The sequence below is a fragment of the Streptomyces rugosispiralis genome, assembly GCF_024505145.1.
Lineage (GTDB): Bacteria > Actinomycetota > Actinomycetes > Streptomycetales > Streptomycetaceae > Streptomyces > Streptomyces rugosispiralis.
The window spans coordinates 36,083-52,561 of the sequence record NZ_JANIAA010000055.1; the positions used below are offsets into that span (position 1 = coordinate 36,083).

General features: G+C 70.4%; 16 protein-coding genes. 9 read left to right on the plus strand and 7 right to left on the minus strand.

What is annotated here, in order from left to right; all coding sequences use genetic code 11:
* Positions 1–44 precede the first annotated feature (44 nt).
* Together serB and NP777_RS42855 are read right to left on the minus strand one after the other, a co-directional pair.
* Entirely contained in the window at positions 45–1,277 is a 1,233-nt protein-coding gene (serB, locus tag NP777_RS42850; protein WP_256655612.1) for a phosphoserine phosphatase SerB, read from the minus strand.
* Positions 1,278–1,463: 186 nt separating this feature from the next.
* Complete coding sequence (locus NP777_RS42855) at positions 1,464–3,020, minus strand: streptophobe family protein (RefSeq protein ID WP_256655613.1); 1,557 nt, start codon at positions 3,018–3,020, stop codon at positions 1,464–1,466.
* Positions 3,021–3,256: 236 nt separating this feature from the next.
* Here NP777_RS42855 and NP777_RS42860 point away from each other — a divergent pair, with 236 nt between their 5' ends.
* On the plus strand, positions 3,257–5,941 hold the full coding sequence (locus NP777_RS42860) for an FHA domain-containing protein (RefSeq protein ID WP_449343561.1): 2,685 nt from the start codon (positions 3,257–3,259) through the stop codon (positions 5,939–5,941).
* A gap of 137 nt (positions 5,942–6,078) precedes the next feature.
* Here the strand turns inward: NP777_RS42860 and NP777_RS42865 are convergent, their stop codons facing one another.
* Positions 6,079–6,834, minus strand: a complete 756-nt coding sequence (locus tag NP777_RS42865; RefSeq protein ID WP_256655615.1) for a transglycosylase SLT domain-containing protein — start codon at positions 6,832–6,834, stop codon at positions 6,079–6,081.
* A 446-nt stretch (positions 6,835–7,280) separates the two neighbouring features.
* Here NP777_RS42865 and NP777_RS42870 point away from each other — a divergent pair, with 446 nt between their 5' ends.
* The 3 genes from NP777_RS42870 to NP777_RS42880 all read left to right on the plus strand — a co-directional run bounded on the left by NP777_RS42870 (position 7,281) and on the right by NP777_RS42880 (position 9,450).
* Complete coding sequence (locus NP777_RS42870) at positions 7,281–8,438, plus strand: GAF domain-containing sensor histidine kinase (protein WP_256655616.1); 1,158 nt, start codon at positions 7,281–7,283, stop codon at positions 8,436–8,438.
* On the plus strand, positions 8,431–9,075 hold the full coding sequence (locus NP777_RS42875) for a response regulator (RefSeq protein WP_256655617.1): 645 nt from the start codon (positions 8,431–8,433) through the stop codon (positions 9,073–9,075). The genes NP777_RS42870 and NP777_RS42875 overlap by 8 nt, the downstream gene beginning before the upstream one ends.
* Positions 9,076–9,210: 135 nt before the next feature.
* Positions 9,211–9,450, plus strand: coding sequence for a chaplin (locus NP777_RS42880; protein ID WP_256655618.1), 240 nt, complete (start codon positions 9,211–9,213; stop codon positions 9,448–9,450).
* 179 nt (positions 9,451–9,629) lie between these two features.
* Here NP777_RS42880 and NP777_RS42885 read toward each other — a convergent pair whose 3' ends face one another.
* Positions 9,630–10,433, minus strand: coding sequence for a hypothetical protein (locus NP777_RS42885; protein ID WP_256655619.1), 804 nt, complete (start codon positions 10,431–10,433; stop codon positions 9,630–9,632).
* Positions 10,434–10,544: 111 nt separating this feature from the next.
* Here NP777_RS42885 and NP777_RS42890 point away from each other — a divergent pair, with 111 nt between their 5' ends.
* The 3 genes from NP777_RS42890 (at position 10,545) to NP777_RS42900 (ending at position 12,956) form a co-directional block, all read left to right on the plus strand.
* Positions 10,545–11,336: an ABC transporter ATP-binding protein gene (locus NP777_RS42890; protein ID WP_256655620.1), complete on the plus strand. Its 792-nt coding sequence runs from the start codon at positions 10,545–10,547 to the stop codon at positions 11,334–11,336.
* 82 nt (positions 11,337–11,418) lie between these two features.
* Positions 11,419–11,844 (plus strand): NfeD family protein, encoded by a 426-nt coding sequence (locus tag NP777_RS42895; RefSeq protein WP_256655621.1) that lies wholly within the window; start codon positions 11,419–11,421, stop codon positions 11,842–11,844.
* Positions 11,845–11,996: 152 nt separating this feature from the next.
* Complete coding sequence (locus NP777_RS42900; protein WP_044577455.1) at positions 11,997–12,956, plus strand: SPFH domain-containing protein; 960 nt, start codon at positions 11,997–11,999, stop codon at positions 12,954–12,956.
* Between the two features lie 50 nt (positions 12,957–13,006).
* Here NP777_RS42900 and NP777_RS42905 read toward each other — a convergent pair whose 3' ends face one another.
* Positions 13,007–13,510, minus strand: coding sequence for an HNH endonuclease (locus tag NP777_RS42905; RefSeq protein WP_256655622.1), 504 nt, complete (start codon positions 13,508–13,510; stop codon positions 13,007–13,009).
* Between the two features lie 106 nt (positions 13,511–13,616).
* Positions 13,617–14,156, minus strand: a complete 540-nt coding sequence (locus tag NP777_RS42910; protein ID WP_256655623.1) for a YbhB/YbcL family Raf kinase inhibitor-like protein — start codon at positions 14,154–14,156, stop codon at positions 13,617–13,619.
* A gap of 87 nt (positions 14,157–14,243) precedes the next feature.
* Here NP777_RS42910 and NP777_RS42915 point away from each other — a divergent pair, with 87 nt between their 5' ends.
* Entirely contained in the window at positions 14,244–14,570 is a 327-nt protein-coding gene (locus tag NP777_RS42915; protein ID WP_256655624.1) for a barstar family protein, read from the plus strand.
* 109 nt (positions 14,571–14,679) lie between these two features.
* Here the strand turns inward: NP777_RS42915 and NP777_RS42920 are convergent, their stop codons facing one another.
* Positions 14,680–15,462, minus strand: a complete 783-nt coding sequence (locus NP777_RS42920) for a sporulation protein (protein ID WP_256655625.1) — start codon at positions 15,460–15,462, stop codon at positions 14,680–14,682.
* Between the two features lie 168 nt (positions 15,463–15,630).
* Here NP777_RS42920 and NP777_RS42925 point away from each other — a divergent pair, with 168 nt between their 5' ends.
* Positions 15,631–16,293, plus strand: coding sequence for a DNA-3-methyladenine glycosylase (locus NP777_RS42925; protein WP_256655626.1), 663 nt, complete (start codon positions 15,631–15,633; stop codon positions 16,291–16,293).
* Positions 16,294–16,479: the final 186 nt, after the last annotated feature.

Here is a 16,479-nt window from a genome sequence, read left to right on the forward strand (position 1 = left end):
CGTACGGGGGAGCGGGGGCCGGTGCGCGTTCCGGACCGGGCTCGTCAGTCCACGTGCGCGTCCGCCGCCTCGACCTCGTCGCGGGTCACGCCCAGCAGATACAGCACGGTGTCGAGGAACGGTACGTTCACGGCGGTGTGCGCGGCCTCCCGGACCACCGGCTTGGCGTTGAAGGCGACCCCCAGCCCCGCCGCGTTCAGCATGTCCAGGTCGTTCGCCCCGTCGCCGATCGCGACCGTCTGCACCAGCGGCACCCCCGCCTCGGCCGCGAACCGCCGCAGCAGCCGGGCCTTGCCCGCCCGGTCCACCACCTCGCCGATCACCCGGCCGGTCAGCTTGCCGTCCACGACCTCCAGGGTGTTGGCGGAGGCGAAGTCCAGGCCGAGACGCTCCTTGAGGTCGTCGGTGACCTGCGTAAAGCCACCGGAGACCACACCCACCTGATAGCCGAGCCGCTTCAGCGTGCGGATCAGCGTACGGGCGCCGGGGGTGAGCCGGACCTCGGCGCGTACCTTCTCCACCACGGACTCGTCGATCCCGGCCAGCAGCGCGACCCGCGCGTGCAGCGACTGCTCGAAGTCCAGCTCACCGCGCATCGCGCGGGACGTGACCTCGGCGACCTCGGCCTGACACCCGGCATGCGCGGCGAAGAGTTCGATCACCTCGTCCTGGATCAGGGTGGAGTCCACATCCATGACCACCAGCCGCTGGGCCCGGCGCTGCAGCCCCGACGCCACCACGGCCACATCGACGCCGATATCGGCGGCCTCGGTGGCGAGCGCGGTGCGCAGCGGTTCCGTCTCGGCGCCGGACACCTCGAACTCCACGGCCGTCACCGGATACTTCGCCAGCCGGAAGATCCGGTCGATGTTGCCGCCGGTGCCGGTGATCCGGGAGGCGATGGCGGCCGTCGACTCGGCGGTCAGCGGATTCCCCAGCACGGTGACATGCGACCGGCCCGTGCCACGCGGCCGGTTGTCGCCCCGGCCGGAGATGATCTCGGCCTGGAGCCGCATCGACTCCGCCCAGCTGTGCACGGTGGCCCGCAGATCGCCCTCCGCCCCGTCGGCCTTGGGCGCCGTGACCAGGACGCACAATACGATGCGGCCCCGGGTGACGACCTGCTCTATGTCGACTATGTGCACGCCATAGGCGGCCAGGGTGTCGCAGAGCCCGGCGGTGATACCGGGGCGGTCCTTGCCGAAGATCTTGACAAGGAGGGTGGGGACATCATCGTCTGGGACGGTGGTGACGGGGGGGATCCGCGATGCGCTCATGGTCTTCCCACCGTATCCGGCCCTGTCCGGGGTGCGCGCGGCAGCCCGCACCGTGGACGGCCACCCGAGGCGAACGTTCATGTCCCGGTCGCCGTGATGTCACCCCTCGCATGATCGGCGACCCCCCTCGCATGATCGGCGACCCCCCCTCGCGTGATCGGCGACACCCTCGCGTGGTCGGCGACGTCATGCGCCACGCCCGCCTTCCGGCCCCCGGGATCCGCCGGGTCCCTCGCCTCGCTCGCCCCCGCCCGGCCCGCCGTCCCCCTCCTGCCGCTGCCGCTCCCGCTCCCGCTGCCGCGGGAGCGCCACCGCCCGGCGCCCCGCCGTGCCCGTCGCCCATGCCGCCAGCGCCCCGGCGGCCCCTGCCGCCGTGCCCCAGCCCGCGCCCAGCGCGAGCGCGAGCGCCGCGTTCCCGTACAGCTCGATCCCCGCCCCGAAGGCGTCGAAGCCGAGCACGGACAGGCTCGCCCCCGCCGAGACCCGGGTCAGCCCCACCAGCAGCGGCAGCGCGAGCGCCGTCACCACGCCCAGCCGCAGCGCGCACCACCCCGCGAAGGCGAGCGGCCGAGAGGCACCCACGGGTGCCGGCCGGGCGCCGCCCACGGGTGCCGGCCGGGGGGTCCCCACGGGCGTACGGGCCGCGGTGAGCACCCCGGCGGCGAGCATCAGCAGCACACTCGCGACCACCAGCAGCCAGACCCGGCCGTCGAGCTCGGCCAGCCGCCCCACCGTGATCCGCTCCCCGCCCGGCCCGGCGAGCAGCTGGTCCACGGGGTCGGGCAGGACATGCCGCAGCGCACCGCTCGCCTTGCCGTACCAGGGGACGAACAGCCCCAGCGGTACCCCGATCCACACCCCGTTCGGCGCGCCGAGCAGCGCCGACCCGAGTACCAGCCCCGGATGGTCGTCCCCGATCGCCGCGTAGACCCCGGCCGCCAGGCCCGCGCCGACCGCGAGCACCAGCACCCCGCACAGCGCGGACACCGCCGGCCGGACGGTGCGGTGCAGCGCCCGCCCGCCGGGCGGCAGCGGGGTACGGCGCGAGGCCAGCAGCGCGAGCAGCAGGACGGCGACGACCCACACCAGGCCGCCCAGCAGTGAGCGGCCGGGTGGCACGGTGAAGCCGACGGACGCCTTCGCGCCGACGAGGTCGGACAGTCGTCGCGGCAGCAGCCCGCCGCCGATCTCCGCGATATCGCCCAACTGCTCGGGGAGTCGGCTCAGCAGATCGTGCTCGGCCTGTTCGGTGCCGAGGCCGCGGCGGACGAGCGTGGCACCGTCGATCGTGACCGTATCGTTGCCCACCCAGGTCAGCCCGGCGAGCAGCAGCAGGAAGAGCAGGACCACCAGGCCCGCCCGCGCGGCGAGTTCGGCCCGGCCGATCACCGCCCCCGCGCCCCGCAACGACCGTACGAACAGCCACCCCAGCAGCAGCGCGCCGACCAGGCTCACCCCGAGTGGCGCGATATCGATGGCGGCGTGGGCCTGGGCGCCCTCCAGCCCGAAGACGCCCACATCGCCGGACGGAGTGACGGAACCGCCGACCGCGAGCACCGTCGCCGCGGCGGCCATCGGCCCGAGCGCGCCCGCCCCGTCCGCGCCGATCAGATGCAGGCCGAGCGCGGCGATCCCGACCATGGCCAGGAACGCCCAGCTCACCGAGGCGATGGCGGCGAGCAGCGCGGGTCCCCAGGGCACTCGTACGCCGCCAGGCACTCGTACGCCGCCGCTCGCGCTCATACCGCCGACCCCCCGACCGTCGCGAGTTGCCCGGATAAACCATGATCCGCACTATCCGTCAGCGCTTACCACTTTCCGAGGGCCTTTCGGATGAGTCAATGACGCCCGAGATGTGGTCTTGTCAAAACCCGACTTCCGGTGAAGGGACTGAGCCTGAAATAGTTCCTCACGATGTTCGCCATCCCTAGACTCCCTGTGTCAGGGGGTAACTCGGGGGACAACTAGTGGGGCGCGGAGTGCCGGAACTCGTACTGGAATTGAACGGACAGACCTGGACACTTGATCCATCCAGGTCGTACAGCCTGGGGCGTGACCCGCAGGGCGACATGGTGCTGGACGACGCCAGGGTCTCCTGGCGACATGCCACGGTGCGCTGGGGTGGGCGCAGTTGGATCATTGAGGATCAGGGTTCCACCAACGGCACCTATGTGCAGGGCCAGAGAATCCAACAGGTGGAAATCGGCCCTGGTTCGGCCGTCCATCTCGGCAATGCCACTGATGGCCCCCGGCTCAGCGTCTCCGGCGGCGGTGCCCCCTCGATGGGTGCCGCGGGCGCGTACGGCCAGCAGGCGGCGATGGGCATGCCCCAGCAGGGTCAGCAGGCTCACCACGGCCAGCAGCCCCCCGCTCAGCAGCCACCGCAGCAGCCCGGCCCCGGCGGCTGGCCGCAGCAGGGCGGGCAGCCGCCCCAAGGACAGCCCCAGGCGCAGCCCCAAGGCTGGCCGCAGCCCCAGGCCCCGCACCAGCAGCAGCCGTTCATCCCGCAGCAGCAGGCGCCCCACCAGCAGGCCCCCCAGCCGCACCAGCAGCCGCAGCCCCAGGCCCCGCAGCCCCAGGCCCCGCAGGGCAACCTCGCGCAGAGTGGCCCCGGCGCCGGCCCCTCCGGCCCGGCCGGCACCGCGACCGCCCAGGGCGACCGCAGCCCGACCACCTTCCACCAGCTGGCCGCGGGCCGGGTGATGCGCATCGGTCGTGCGCTGGAGAACGACCTGGTCGTCTCCGATCTGCAGGTCTCGCGCCACCACGCCGAGTTCCGGGCGCTGCCCGACGGCCGCTTCGAGATACGTGACCTCGGCAGCCACAACGGCACCTATGTCAACGGTCAGCCGGTCCGGCAGCAGATCATCGGCCCCACCGACACCGTCGGTGTCGGTCACTCCACCTTCCGGCTGGTCGGCGACCGCCTCGAGGAGTTCGTCGACACCGGTGAGGTCTCCTTCTCGGCCCGCCATCTGACGGTGACGGTCGACGGCGGCAAGCAGATCCTCAAGGACGTCTCCTTCGGCGTCCCGGAGAAGTCCCTCGTCGCGGTCATCGGCCCGTCCGGCTCCGGCAAGTCCACGCTGCTGAAGGCGCTCACCGGCTACCGCCCGGCCAACCAGGGCGATGTCCTCTACGACAACCGGAACCTCTACAAGCAGTTCGCCGAGCTGCGTCAGCGCATCGGTCTGGTGCCCCAGGACGACATCCTCCACAAGGAGCTGACCGTCCAGAAGGCCCTGCGCTACGCCGCCAAGCTCCGCTTCCCCGGTGACACCGCCGAGGCCGAGCGCGAGGCCCGGATCGACGAGGTGCTGCGCGAGCTCAAGCTGGACATCCACCGGGAGAAGAAGGTCACCGCCCTCTCCGGCGGTCAGCGCAAGCGGGTCTCGGTCGCGCTGGAGCTGCTCACCAAGCCGTCGCTGATCTTCCTGGACGAGCCGACCTCCGGTCTCGACCCGGGCATGGACCGCGATGTCATGCAGTTGCTGCGCGGTCTCGCCGACGACGGCCGCACGGTGCTGGTGGTCACCCACTCGGTGGCCGAGCTGGCGCTGTGCGACAAGCTCCTGGTGATGGCGCCGGGCGGTTCGGTGGCCTACTTCGGCCCGCCGGACGAGGCGCTCAACTTCTTCGGCTACGACACCTGGGCGGATGTCTTCTCGGCGTTCGAGAACTACCGCGACTACGACTGGGCGGGCCGCTGGCGCGGTTCGCAGCACTACCAGATGTACGCGGCGGACCTCGACTCCGTGGCCCCGCAGTCGGTGAACGTCCAGGCGCCGCCGGCCCGGATGCAGAAGTCGCAGAGCTGGGGTTCGCAGCTCTGGACGCTGATCCGCCGCTATCTGTCGGTGATCGGCTCCGACAAGGGCTTCATGGGGCTGATGGTGATCCTGCCCGCCGTGCTGGGGGCGGTGAGCGTCGTCATCCCGGCGAAGTTCGGCCTCCAGATGGCCCCGAAGGGCAGCTTCAACCAGGCCGCCGGGACGGTGTTGCTGATCCTCGTGGTCGGCATGTGCTTCACCGGCGCGGCCAACTCCGTTCGAGAACTGATCAAGGAACGGGTCATCTACGAACGGGAACGGGCGGTCGGCCTGTCCCGCTCCGCGTATCTGATGTCCAAGGTGATCGTGCTCGGCGTGATCACCGCCTGTCAGGGCGTCATCATCTCCGCCATCGGTCTCTCGACGCGCAAGCTGCCGGAAGAGGGTCTGCTGATGCCGCCGGCCGCCGAGCTCTGCCTGGCCGTCATCGCGATCGGCTTCACCTCGATGATGGTGGGCCTGGTCATCTCGTCCCTGGTGAAGACCGCCGAGAAGACCATGCCGCTGCTGGTCATGTTCGCGATCGTCCAGGTGGTCTTCACCGGTGTGCTGTTCAAGATCTTCGGATCGCCGGGCGTGGAGCAGTTCGCCTGGCTGATGCCGTCCCGCTGGGCGGTCGGTGCGGCCGGTGCCACGCTGGACCTCGGCCCGGGCGTCGGTCACATGATGGCGCCGTGGGACAGCAAGAAGCCCCTGGACACCGACCCGCTGTGGGAGCACACCACCACCCAGTGGGGCATCGACATGGTCGCGCTGATCGTCCTGGGCGTCGTGTGCGGCATCGTGGTCGCACGGCTGCTGCGCCGCCATGAGCCGGAGGTCATGCGCAAGTAGCGCCACGAAGAGCATGGTCACGGAAACCTGAGAAAGCACGGTCACGGAAAAGGGCGACGGCACCCCTCGCACACAGGGGGTGCCGTCGCCCTTTGGCGTCGCGTCGCAACGCCGGGTTCATGACGGGCCCTTCGGGCTCAGTAGGGGCCGTTCACGTTGTCCATCGAGCCGTACCGCGCGGCGGCGTAGTTGCAGGCGGCGGTGATGTTCGCGACCGGGTCGTACGGGTCCCAGGAGGTGCCGTCCACGTGGTAGGTCTGGAAGGTCGGGGCTATCACCTGGAGCAGGCCCTTGGAGGGCACGCCGTTCCGGGCGTTGATGTCCCAGTTGTTGATGGCGCGCGGGTCGCCGCCGGACTCCCGGATGATGTTGCGGTGGATGCCCTGGTAGGAACCGGGGATGCCCTTCTGCTTCATGATGTCCAGGGACTCCCGGATCCAGCCGTCGAGGTTGTCCGGGTAGGTCTTCTTCTGGGCGGCGACCGTCTCGATACGCGTGGCGGAGCGGCTCGCGGCCTGCTTGGTGTCGCGTTCCTTGGCGGCCTTGGCCTCGGCGGCCTTCTTCGCGGCGGCCTCGTCAGCCGCCTTCTTGGCGGCGGCCTCCGCCGCGGCCTTCTTGGCGGCGGCCTTCTTCGCGGCCTCTTCCTTGGCCTGCTTGGCGGCGAGGGCGGACTGCTTCGTCAGGACCTCGTGGTGGGCCTGGGCGTCGGCCTGCTGAGAGGTGAGGGCGACCGGCTTGTTCGGCAGGTCCTGGGCCGTGGTCTTGGCACCGGCGTCCCCACCGGGGACGACCGCGAAGGCTATGGCGGCCGCACCGGCGGCGGCGATTCCGGCAGCGGAGTACTTGTGCGTCTTGGTGAGACGGTTGTAACCGGGGATGTTGGGCAGGGGCATGGCGGAGTAGACCTCTTCCAATCGCTTGAGTCGCAGGCCAAATCGGCGCGCAGAGCGCCGTTCCTGGATCTACGGCGCCGTGCGACTGGGGGAAATTCTTAGCTGCCGCAAAAAGTTGTCGCAAAGGCGTGACATACGATGCTGCTTAGTGGATAAGTAGGCAGCCCATGCCCATGTGGACGGCCGTCATCCCCGCTCAATCGCCTATGAAACGTCCACTAAGCACGTTCGTACGTGATTTAGGTCGTGTGTCCGGGCTCACATCGCGGAGCTTCTCATATTGCGCGCTGTGCCCACGCAAATGCTCAGGGTGTTTGTTTTTTCCACCCCTGCAACAGCCCCTTTGGGGGTCTCGTGTGCGCCGTTCGACCTAGGGCTCAGGTCTTATCAGGTGGCCGCCGACCGGCCGATATGCCCACCGGATGGCGGTGGGTACGGTAATGCCCATGACGAAAGGACGGGGCGGCGGAGCCGAGGCCGGGCTGAGCCGGGTGAGCGCGGCGCTGCTCGCCATGAGCCGGCATCTGGAAGTCCGTGATGTCCTAAAGACCATCGTTGTGTCCGCCCGTGAGCTGCTCGATGCGGAGTATGCCGCTCTGGGGGTTCCGGATGATCACGGGGGTTTCGCCCAGTTCGTAGTAGATGGGGTGAGCGAGGAGCAGTGGAAGGCCATCGGGCCGCTGCCCCGGCAGCACGGCATTCTCGCCGCGATGCTCAGGGACGCCACTCCGCAGCGACTCGCCGATGTGCGACTAGATGCCCGTTTTGAGGGATGGCCATCAGCTCATCCCGTTATGTCGGATTTCTTGGGACTTCCCATTGCCGACGGCGATGAAGTTCTCGGCGCGGTATTCCTCGCCAACAAGCGATGTCCCAAGCCCGAGGGCGGCTGCGGTTTCACCGCCGAGGACGAGGAGCTGCTGTCCATCCTGGCCCAGCACGCCGCCATCGCCCTGACCAACGCCCGGCTCCACGAGCGCAGCCGCGAGCTCACCATCGCCGGGGAGCGGGCCAGGCTCGCCCACGAGCTGCACGACGCGGTCTCCCAGAAGCTCTTCTCGCTGCGGCTGACCGCCCAGGCGGCCACGGCCCTGGTGGACCGCGACCCCGGCCGCGCCAAGGACGAGCTCCAGCAGATCACGCTGCTCGCCGCCGAGGCCGCCGACGAGCTGCGCTCCGCCGTCGTGGAGCTGCGTCCCGCCGCCCTCGACGAGGACGGCCTCGTGGCGACTCTCAGGACCCAGGTGCAGGTGCTCGACCGGGCCCACTCCGCCCGTGTCACCTTCGCCTGCCACGGCGTACGGGCGCTGCCCGCCGCCCAGGAGGAGGCCGTGCTGCGGGTGGCCCAGGAGGCCCTCCACAACGCGCTGCGCCACGCCGACGCGCTGCAGGTGGACGTCACCCTCGCCCGGCACGGCCAGGGCGCCCGGCTCCGCGTCGCCGACGACGGCAGGGGATTCGACCCCTCGGCCGTCCGGCGCGCCGGACGCCACCTCGGGCTGGTGTCGATGCGGTACCGGGCCGGCGGCGTCGGCGGCGGTCTGACGGTGGAGTCGGCGCCCGGCAAGGGCACCGTGATCGAGATGGAGGTGCCCGGTGGCTGACCCGGGACGGATTCGGGTGCTGCTCGTCGACGACCACCAGGTGGTGCGGCGCGGCCTGCGGACCTTCCTCCAGGTCCAGGACGACATCGAGGTGGTCGGGGAGGCGTCGGACGGCGAGGAGGGCGTCGCCCGCGCCGAGGAACTGCGCCCCGACGTCGTCCTCATGGACGTGAAGATGCCCGGCCTGGACGGGATCGAGGCGCTGCGCGTCCTGCGCGACCTCGACAACCCCGCCCGGGTGCTGGTGGTGACGAGCTTCACCGAGAAGCGCACCGTGGTCCCCGCCCTGCGCGCGGGCGCCGCGGGCTATGTCTACAAGGACGTGGACCCCGAGGCGCTGGCCCGCGCCATCCGGTCCGTCCACTCCGGGCATGTGCTGCTCCAGTCCGAGGTGGCCCTCGCGCTGCTCTCCCAGGAGGACGGCGGCGGCCAGGGTCGCGGCGGGTCGCTCACCGAGCGCGAACGCGAGGTGCTGGCGCTGATAGCGGAGGGCCGGTCCAACCGGGAGATCGCCCGCGCGCTGGTGCTATCCGAAAAGACGGTAAAGACCCATGTGTCCAACATTCTTATGAAATTGGATCTCGCCGATCGCACCCAGGCCGCCCTATGGGCGGTACGGCACGGGATCGGAGGATGAACAGCGTTTCTCCGTGAAATCACACCAACGTGTGGCGATCACTCGAACAGCGCAACTCGCCATCGGTCGGGCCGTTCTTCACGGCGTACCGCGGCGGACCGCCGCGGTGATGCGCTGATTGAAGGGTCTTGAGAAGTGAAGAACATCAAGAGGTTCGCTGCCCTCACGATCGTGGCCGGCGGACTCGCCGTCGCCGGTGCCGGTGTCGCCTCCGCCCAGGGCCCCCAGGCCGACGGTGGGGCGATGACGTCCCCGGGTGCCGTTTCCGGCAACAACATTCAGGCGCCCATCCACGTGCCCGTGAACGCTTGCAGCAACACCATCTCGGTCATCGGGGCCATGAACCCGGCGTTCGGCGTCCCCTGCGGCCGCTGACCCGCTCTCCGGCGGATATCCCGACGCACCACCGGCCGGCCCCGGAGGCACCCGCCTCCGGGGCCGGCCCCATGTCGGCCTCCGAGTCCCCTGTCGGCCTCCGAGTCCCCTGTCGGTCTCCGGGCCCCATGTCGGCCTCGGAGCCCCTTGCCGGCCCGAGAGGGCAGGGCCCGCGGTGGTCAGAGACCGCCCCGCTCCCGCTCCTCCACATACGCGTTGTACGCCGCCACCTGGGCCCGCCGCGAGGTGCGCTCCACCGGCCGCAGCGCCTCGGCCCGCGCCGTGATCTCCGACGCGCTCACCGCCCCGCCGTGCTCCCGGCCGTCCCCGCCCGCCGTATACGCGATGTCCACCAGCGCACCCACCCGCTGCGCCAGCTCCAGCACCCGTATGGCCCGCGGCGGATAGCCCGGGGCCAGCACCTCGCGACCCCGCTCGGCCCGCGCCCGATACGCCTCCAGGGCCGCCTCGGCCACCGGGCCCGCCCCGGCCACGTTCAGCCGCGAGAGCACCTCCGTGGCCTCCCGCAGCGCCTCCGCCAGCTCCCGCTCGGCCTCGCTCAGCGACGGCACATCGGCCGGCGGAGCCTCCCGCACGGCCTGGCACCGCCACACCACCTCGATGTGCTGATCGCCCTCGGGCCCGGCCGCCGACACCTCGGGCACCAGGCCGAGCGCCGCCCCGGTGGCGATCACCGCCTCGCCCGCGTCGAGCGCGTGGGCGTTGAACTCCGGCGGGCCGCTCAGCCCCAGGGGATGCCCCGCTATGGGCAGCGCCACCCGCAGCCCCTTGGCCCCGAGCGCCCGCAGCCGCCCCAGCGCCAAGGTGAGCCCCACCTGCCCGGACTCTCCCGGCAGCCCGGCCACCCGGTGCGACGCGTCCTCATCCGCGATGCGGTGCGCCGCCTCATCGGGGGAGACAAGTCCGGCAAGAAGGGCATTTCCCCAAGCCGCGAGGCGCCCTGAACGTGGTTCATCGAGCATGGCACCAGCCTAGGGACTGCCACCGACACCGTGTGGCGTAGGTTTTCCTTCAGGGGGCTGCGCCCACAGGCGCACGCACGACTCGAGACTGCAATGGGAGACAACGCGCTCATGAGCGAGGTTCTGGAGCTGCTGGACGTATCGGTGGTCCGCGATGGGCGGGCTCTGGTGGACGAGGTCTCCTGGTCGATCAAGGAAGGGGAGCGCTGGGTCATCCTCGGGCCCAACGGCGCCGGCAAGACCACCCTCCTCAACCTCGCCTCCAGCTATCTCTTCCCGAGCGCCGGAACCGCCCGGATCCTCGGCGAGCGGCTCGGCGGCGTCGACGTCTTCGAGCTGCGCCCGCGCGTCGGCATGGCGGGCATCGCCATGGCCGAGAAGCTGCCCCGCAGCCAGACCGTCCTGCAGACCGTCCTCACCGCCGCGTACGGCATGACGGCCCACTGGCAGGAGGACTACGACACGGTCGACGAGACCCGCGCCCGCGCTTTCCTCGACCGCCTCGGCATGACCGAGTACCTCGACCGGAAGTTCGGCACCCTCTCCGAGGGCGAGCGCAAGCGCACCCTCATCGCCCGCGCCATGATGACCGACCCCGAGCTGCTGCTCCTCGACGAGCCCGCGGCCGGACTCGACCTCGGTGGCCGCGAGGACCTCGTCCGCCGCCTCGGACGGCTCGCCCGCGACCCGCTCGCCCCGTCGATGATCATGGTGACACATCATGTCGAGGAAATCCCCCCCGGCTTCACCCATGTTCTGATGATCCGCCAGGGGAGGGTGCTGACCGCGGGCCCGGTCGAGACCGAACTGACCTCCCGCAACCTCTCCCGCTGCTTCGGACTCCCGCTGGTCGTCGAGCGCAACGGCGACCGCTGGACCGCCCAGGGCCTGCCGCTGAGCTGATGTCCGCCCTCTGCGCCCACCGTGCCACCGGCAGGTGATCCGCGCACTGTCCCCGGCGACTTGGGACAACTACCATGACCATGTGGATCCATGGGTGTGGTGGCTGATCGCCGCCGTAGGACTGGGCATCCCGCTCGTGCTGACCGCGATGCCCGAATTCGGGATGGTCGCGGTCGGCGCGGTGGCCGGTGCCATCACCGACGCGCTCGGCGGCGGCGTCGTGCTCCAAGTCGTCGTCTTCTGCGCCGTCTCCGTGGCATTGGTCGCCGTCGTACGCCCGATGGCGGTCCGCAGCCGCCGTCAGCAGCCCGAGCTGCGCAGCGGCATCGAGGCGCTGAAAGGCCGCCAGGCCGTCGTCCTCGAGCGCGTCGACGACGGCGGAGGCGGCCGGATCAAGCTCGCGGGCGAGGTGTGGTCCGCCCGCTCCCTCGACCCCGACCAGGCTTACGAACCAGGACAGCAGGTCGACGTAGTGGAGATCGACGGTGCGACTGCCGTCGTCATGTAGACGCCGTACCGGGAGTGTCCTACCAAGAGTTGAGGGCGCCCCGGTTGAGCTGCGGAGTCGACCATGGATCTGACAGACTCCACCCTCGGGAACCGCCAGACTTGATCATCCCAACCATCCGAATCGCCGCATGAAGGGCACGGGGAGCCGCAGTGGAACCGATCATCATCGTCCTGATCATCCTCGTGGTGCTGGTCTTCATCGCACTGATCAAGACGATCCAGGTCATCCCGCAGGCCAGTGCCGCCATCGTGGAGCGCTTCGGACGCTACACACGCACCCTCAACGCGGGCCTGAACATCGTCGTCCCGTTCATCGACTCGATCCGCAACCGCGTCGACCTCCGTGAACAGGTCGTGCCCTTCCCCCCGCAGCCGGTGATCACCCAGGACAACCTGGTGGTGAACATCGACACCGTCATCTACTACCAGGTGACCGACGCCCGCGCCGCCACCTACGAAGTGGCCAGCTACATCCAGGCGATCGAGCAGCTGACCGTCACCACCCTGCGGAACATCATCGGTGGCATGGACCTCGAGCGCACCCTGACCTCCCGCGAGGAGATCAACGCGGCGCTGCGCGGCGTCCTCGACGAGGCCACCGGCAAGTGGGGCATCCGCGTCAACCGCGTGGAGCTCAAGGCCATCGAGCCGCCCACCTCCATCCAGGACTCGATGGAGAAGCAGATGCGCGCCGACCGTGACAAGCGCGCCGCGATCCTCCAGGCCGAAGGTGTCCGGCAGTCCGAGATCCTGCGCGCCGAGGGTGAGAAGCAGTCCGCGATCCTGCGGGCCGAGGGTGAGTCCAAGGCCGCCGCGCTGCGCGCCGAGGGCGAGGCCCAGGCCATCCGTACGGTCTTCGAGTCCATCCACGCCGGAGACCCGGACCAGAAGCTGCTCTCGTACCAGTACCTCCAGATGCTGCCGAAGATCGCCGAGGGCGACGCCAACAAGCTCTGGATCGTGCCCAGCGAGATCGGCGACGCCCTCAAGGGCCTCGGCGGGGCCATGGGCAACTTCGGCCCGTTGACCGGCGGCGGAAACGGCGGCGGCACCCCCAGTGGCACCGGTAAGGAGCCCGCCCCGCGCCGCGAACAGCCCACGATCGACTGAACGCACGGCGGCGGGACGGGCCCTCGGCACCCTCTGCCAGGGGATGAGACTCAGGCCGACAGCGCCAGCCACTCCGGCAGACCGTCCCGCTCCGCCGCCCCCAGCGCCAGCAGCAGCGCATCCGAAGGCGTCGGCTCGAACGGCGCCTTGAGCAGCCGCATCCCCGCCTGCTCCGGAGTCCGGTCCGCCTTACGGTGGTTGTCCTCGGCGCACGAGGCCACCGTATTCAGCCAGGTGTCCCCGCCCCCGCGCGACCGCGGCACCACATGGTCCACGGTCGTCGCCCGGCGGCCGCAGTACGCGCACCGGTGCTGGTCCCGGACCAGCACCCCGCGCCGCGACCATGGGGCACGTCTTCGGAACGGCACCCGTACGTAACGGCAGAGCCTGATCACCCGCGGCAGCGGCAGATCGACATCCGCGGCCCGCACCCGCAGCCCGGGGTGGGCGTGTTCGACGACGGCCTTGTCCTGGAGGACCAGCACCACGGCGCGCCGCAGCGTGACCGTCGCCAGCGGCTCGAAGCTCGCGTTCAGAACCAGCGTCTCGCGCATCCCGACCACCCCCGCATCCCGGTGTCCCGGCCCCGCGCCGGAGATCGGCGGGACCGGGATCAACTCTGGCCGGGAGCCTGGCCGAGAACAACGCAATTTCGCCGCGTCAGCCCGCGGCCGGCACCTCGTACTCCCCGATCAACTGGGCCCGCCCCAGCGTGTGGAACCGCAGATTGAAGCCGACCACCGCGGGTGAGGCGTCCGCGTCCGGGCCCAGCTTCTCGGCGTCCACCGCGTACACGGTGAACACATAGCGGTGCGGACCGTCCCCGGGCGGCGGCGCGGCCCCACCGAAGTCACGGGTCCCGTAGTCGTTGCGCGCATGTACGGCACCCTCGGGCAGGCCCGTGAAGCCGCCGCTGCCCGCACCCGCCGGAAGCTCGGTGACCGTGGCCGGGATGTCGAACACCACCCAGTGCCAGAACCCGCTGCCCGTCGGCGCGTCCGGGTCGAAGCAGGTGACGGCGAAGCTCTTCGTTCCCTCGGGGGAACCCTCCCAGCGCAGCTGCGGAGAGGTGTTCCCCTCCGCGTGCACCTGGGCGGACTTGAGCGTGCCGCCCGGTGTCACATCGTCGCTCACCACCGTGAACGACGGCACCGGCGGATGGAAGTCGTGGGGGAGCGGGGCCCGGTTCTGCTCGGACACGTCGAGAACCTCCTCGAAGTCGCAGTGGATCATCTCCGCGGCCAGCCTAACGAGACCGGTACCCGGCGGGCTGGCACCATGGCGCCCATGACCGGCCCCACCCTCGCCCTCCACCTGCGCCTCGACGGCGTGACGGACAAGGACGGCTTCCTCGCCCGCTGCGCCCGGGACCTGCGCTTCCCCGACTGGTATGGGCGGAATTGGGATGCCCTCGCCGACTGCGTCACCGATCTGTCCTGGTGGACCGAGGGCGGCGAGCCCAGCGGCTGTCTGCTGGACATCCAGGGCTGGTCGGCCTTCCGCGACGCGGACCCCGACGCCGCCGCGATCGCGGCCGACATCCTGGCCGACGCGGAGGCGTACTGGGCGGCGCGGGGACGGCCCCTGGTGGTGCGGTACGACGACGGCCCCTGAGAGTCACACGAACGCGGGGCGTGCGCCGAGCCGACCTCGGCGCACGCCCCGCCTGGAAGTCCGGTCGCGGACGTCCGGTCCGTGAAGGTACGGTCCGGGGAGGGGAACCTCAGAACCAGTTGCGCTTGCCGCCGACCTGGGCGAGCCACTGGTTCAGGTAGGCGGCCCAGTCGGTGTCCTGGAAGGTGGCCAGGTTCATCGTGAACGACCGGTAGGTGTCACTGCCCTCGGAGAACAGCCCCGGCTTCTTGTCCATCTCCAGCACGACGTCCATCTCGCGGTCGTCCGCGACGAAGGACAACTCCACCTGATTCAGGCCCCGGTACTGCTCCGGCGAGTAGAACTCGATCTCCTGGTAGAAGGGCAGCCGCTGGCGGGTCCCACGGATGTGCCCGCGCTCCAGGTCGGCGCTCTTGAACCGGAAGCCGAGGGCGCCGAAGGCGTCCAGGATCGCCTGCTGGGCGGGGAGCGGATGCACATTGACCGGGTCCAGGTCGCCCGAGTCCACCGCGCGGGCGATCGCCAGCTCGGTGGTCACGCCCACGTTCATACCGGACAGATGGCGGCCCATGAACATGGTGACCGGGGTCTCCCACGGAATCTCCAGGCCGAACTGCACCGCGTGCACCGCGCCCGGCTGCACCTCGAACGCGCCGCCCAGCTGCTGCCGGGTGAACTCCACGTCCTGCTTGTACTCCTGGTCGTTGCCCTCAACCTCGACCCGCGCCTGGAGGCCGACCGAGAGCCCCTCGATCTGCTGCGCGACCGAGCCGCCCTGGATCCGGACCTCGCCCTGCACAACGCCGCCCGGGACGACGTTCTCCTCGGTCAACACCGTCTCCACCGAAGCGCCACCGGCACCCAAACTCGCGAGCAGCTTCTTGAAGCCCATGTTCTCCCTCTCAAGGACGCGACTGCGTCTTGACTCGATCGCATTCGATCACTGTTGACACCTAGAAACGCGAAACAGCCGTGGGCGGTTCCGCGGCTCATACCCTTCCAGCGGACCGGTGCCGCCTCCAACCACCGGTTCATATCTGTTCCACTACGCTCGGGGCGCGTGACAGCAGGACCTGACCGCACCCCCCTCGACCGTGCCTTCTTCGACCGGCCCGTCCTCGAGGTCGCGCCCGACCTCCTGGGCCGCGTCCTGGTCCGGCGTACCCCGGACGGACCGATCGAATTGCGCCTGACCGAGGTCGAGGCGTACGCGGGCCCGGCGGACCCCGGCTCGCACGCCTACCGTGGCCGCACCGAGCGCAACGCCGTGATGTTCGGCCCCCCGGGTCATGCGTATGTCTACTTCACCTATGGCATGTGGCACTGCCTCAACCTGGTCTGCGGACCGGAGGGCCACGCCAGCGGGGTACTGCTGCGCGCGGGCGAGGTGCTGCACGGCCATGAGTGGGCGCATCAGCGCCGGCCGAAGGCGCGCAACGACCATGAGCTGGCCAAGGGCCCGGCCCGGCTGGCCACCGCCCTGGGCGTGGACCGCAGGCTGGACGGCAGCGATGTGTGCGGGAGCGCCGATGCCCCGCTCGCCCTACTCACCGGCCACCCCGCCCGGCCCGAGCAGGTGCTCAGCGGCCCGCGCACCGGAGTGGGCGGCGAGGGCGCAACCCACCCCTGGCGCTTCTGGATCGACGGCGACCCCTCGGTGAGCCCCTACCGGGCCCACACCCCGCGTCGCCGGAATTCGACACGCCGTCAGGTCGGAACTTGACTCCGCTGGACGGGGCGCCTAACGTAGCCCGAGCCGCTTGAGACGGGCAGCGCTGTCGTCACGATCCCAGGATCGGGTCACCGCGGCCCCGGAGCGGCCAACCACTACAACGAATCCCGAACAGGGTCCTATTTCGCTGCGCGAAATCAAGGCCCGGAGCCCCGATTAGGAGTTCGGAGGGGAATT

What these genes read in the sequence shown, in the direction of transcription:
- serB (WP_256655612.1), bottom strand. Translation starts at nt 1,277, where the DNA reads ATGAGCGCATCGCGGATCCCCCCCGTCACCACCGTCCCAGACGATGAT.
- NP777_RS42870 (WP_256655616.1), top strand. Translation starts at nt 7,281, where the DNA reads ATGACGAAAGGACGGGGCGGCGGAGCCGAGGCCGGGCTGAGCCGGGTG.
- NP777_RS42920 (WP_256655625.1), bottom strand. Translation starts at nt 15,462, where the DNA reads ATGGGCTTCAAGAAGCTGCTCGCGAGTTTGGGTGCCGGTGGCGCTTCG.
- NP777_RS42855 (WP_256655613.1), bottom strand. Translation starts at nt 3,020, where the DNA reads ATGAGCGCGAGCGGCGGCGTACGAGTGCCTGGCGGCGTACGAGTGCCC.
- NP777_RS42890 (WP_256655620.1), top strand. Translation starts at nt 10,545, where the DNA reads ATGAGCGAGGTTCTGGAGCTGCTGGACGTATCGGTGGTCCGCGATGGG.
- NP777_RS42865 (WP_256655615.1), bottom strand. Translation starts at nt 6,834, where the DNA reads ATGCCCCTGCCCAACATCCCCGGTTACAACCGTCTCACCAAGACGCAC.
- NP777_RS42915 (WP_256655624.1), top strand. Translation starts at nt 14,244, where the DNA reads ATGACCGGCCCCACCCTCGCCCTCCACCTGCGCCTCGACGGCGTGACG.
- NP777_RS42885 (WP_256655619.1), bottom strand. Translation starts at nt 10,433, where the DNA reads ATGCTCGATGAACCACGTTCAGGGCGCCTCGCGGCTTGGGGAAATGCC.
- NP777_RS42905 (WP_256655622.1), bottom strand. Translation starts at nt 13,510, where the DNA reads ATGCGCGAGACGCTGGTTCTGAACGCGAGCTTCGAGCCGCTGGCGACG.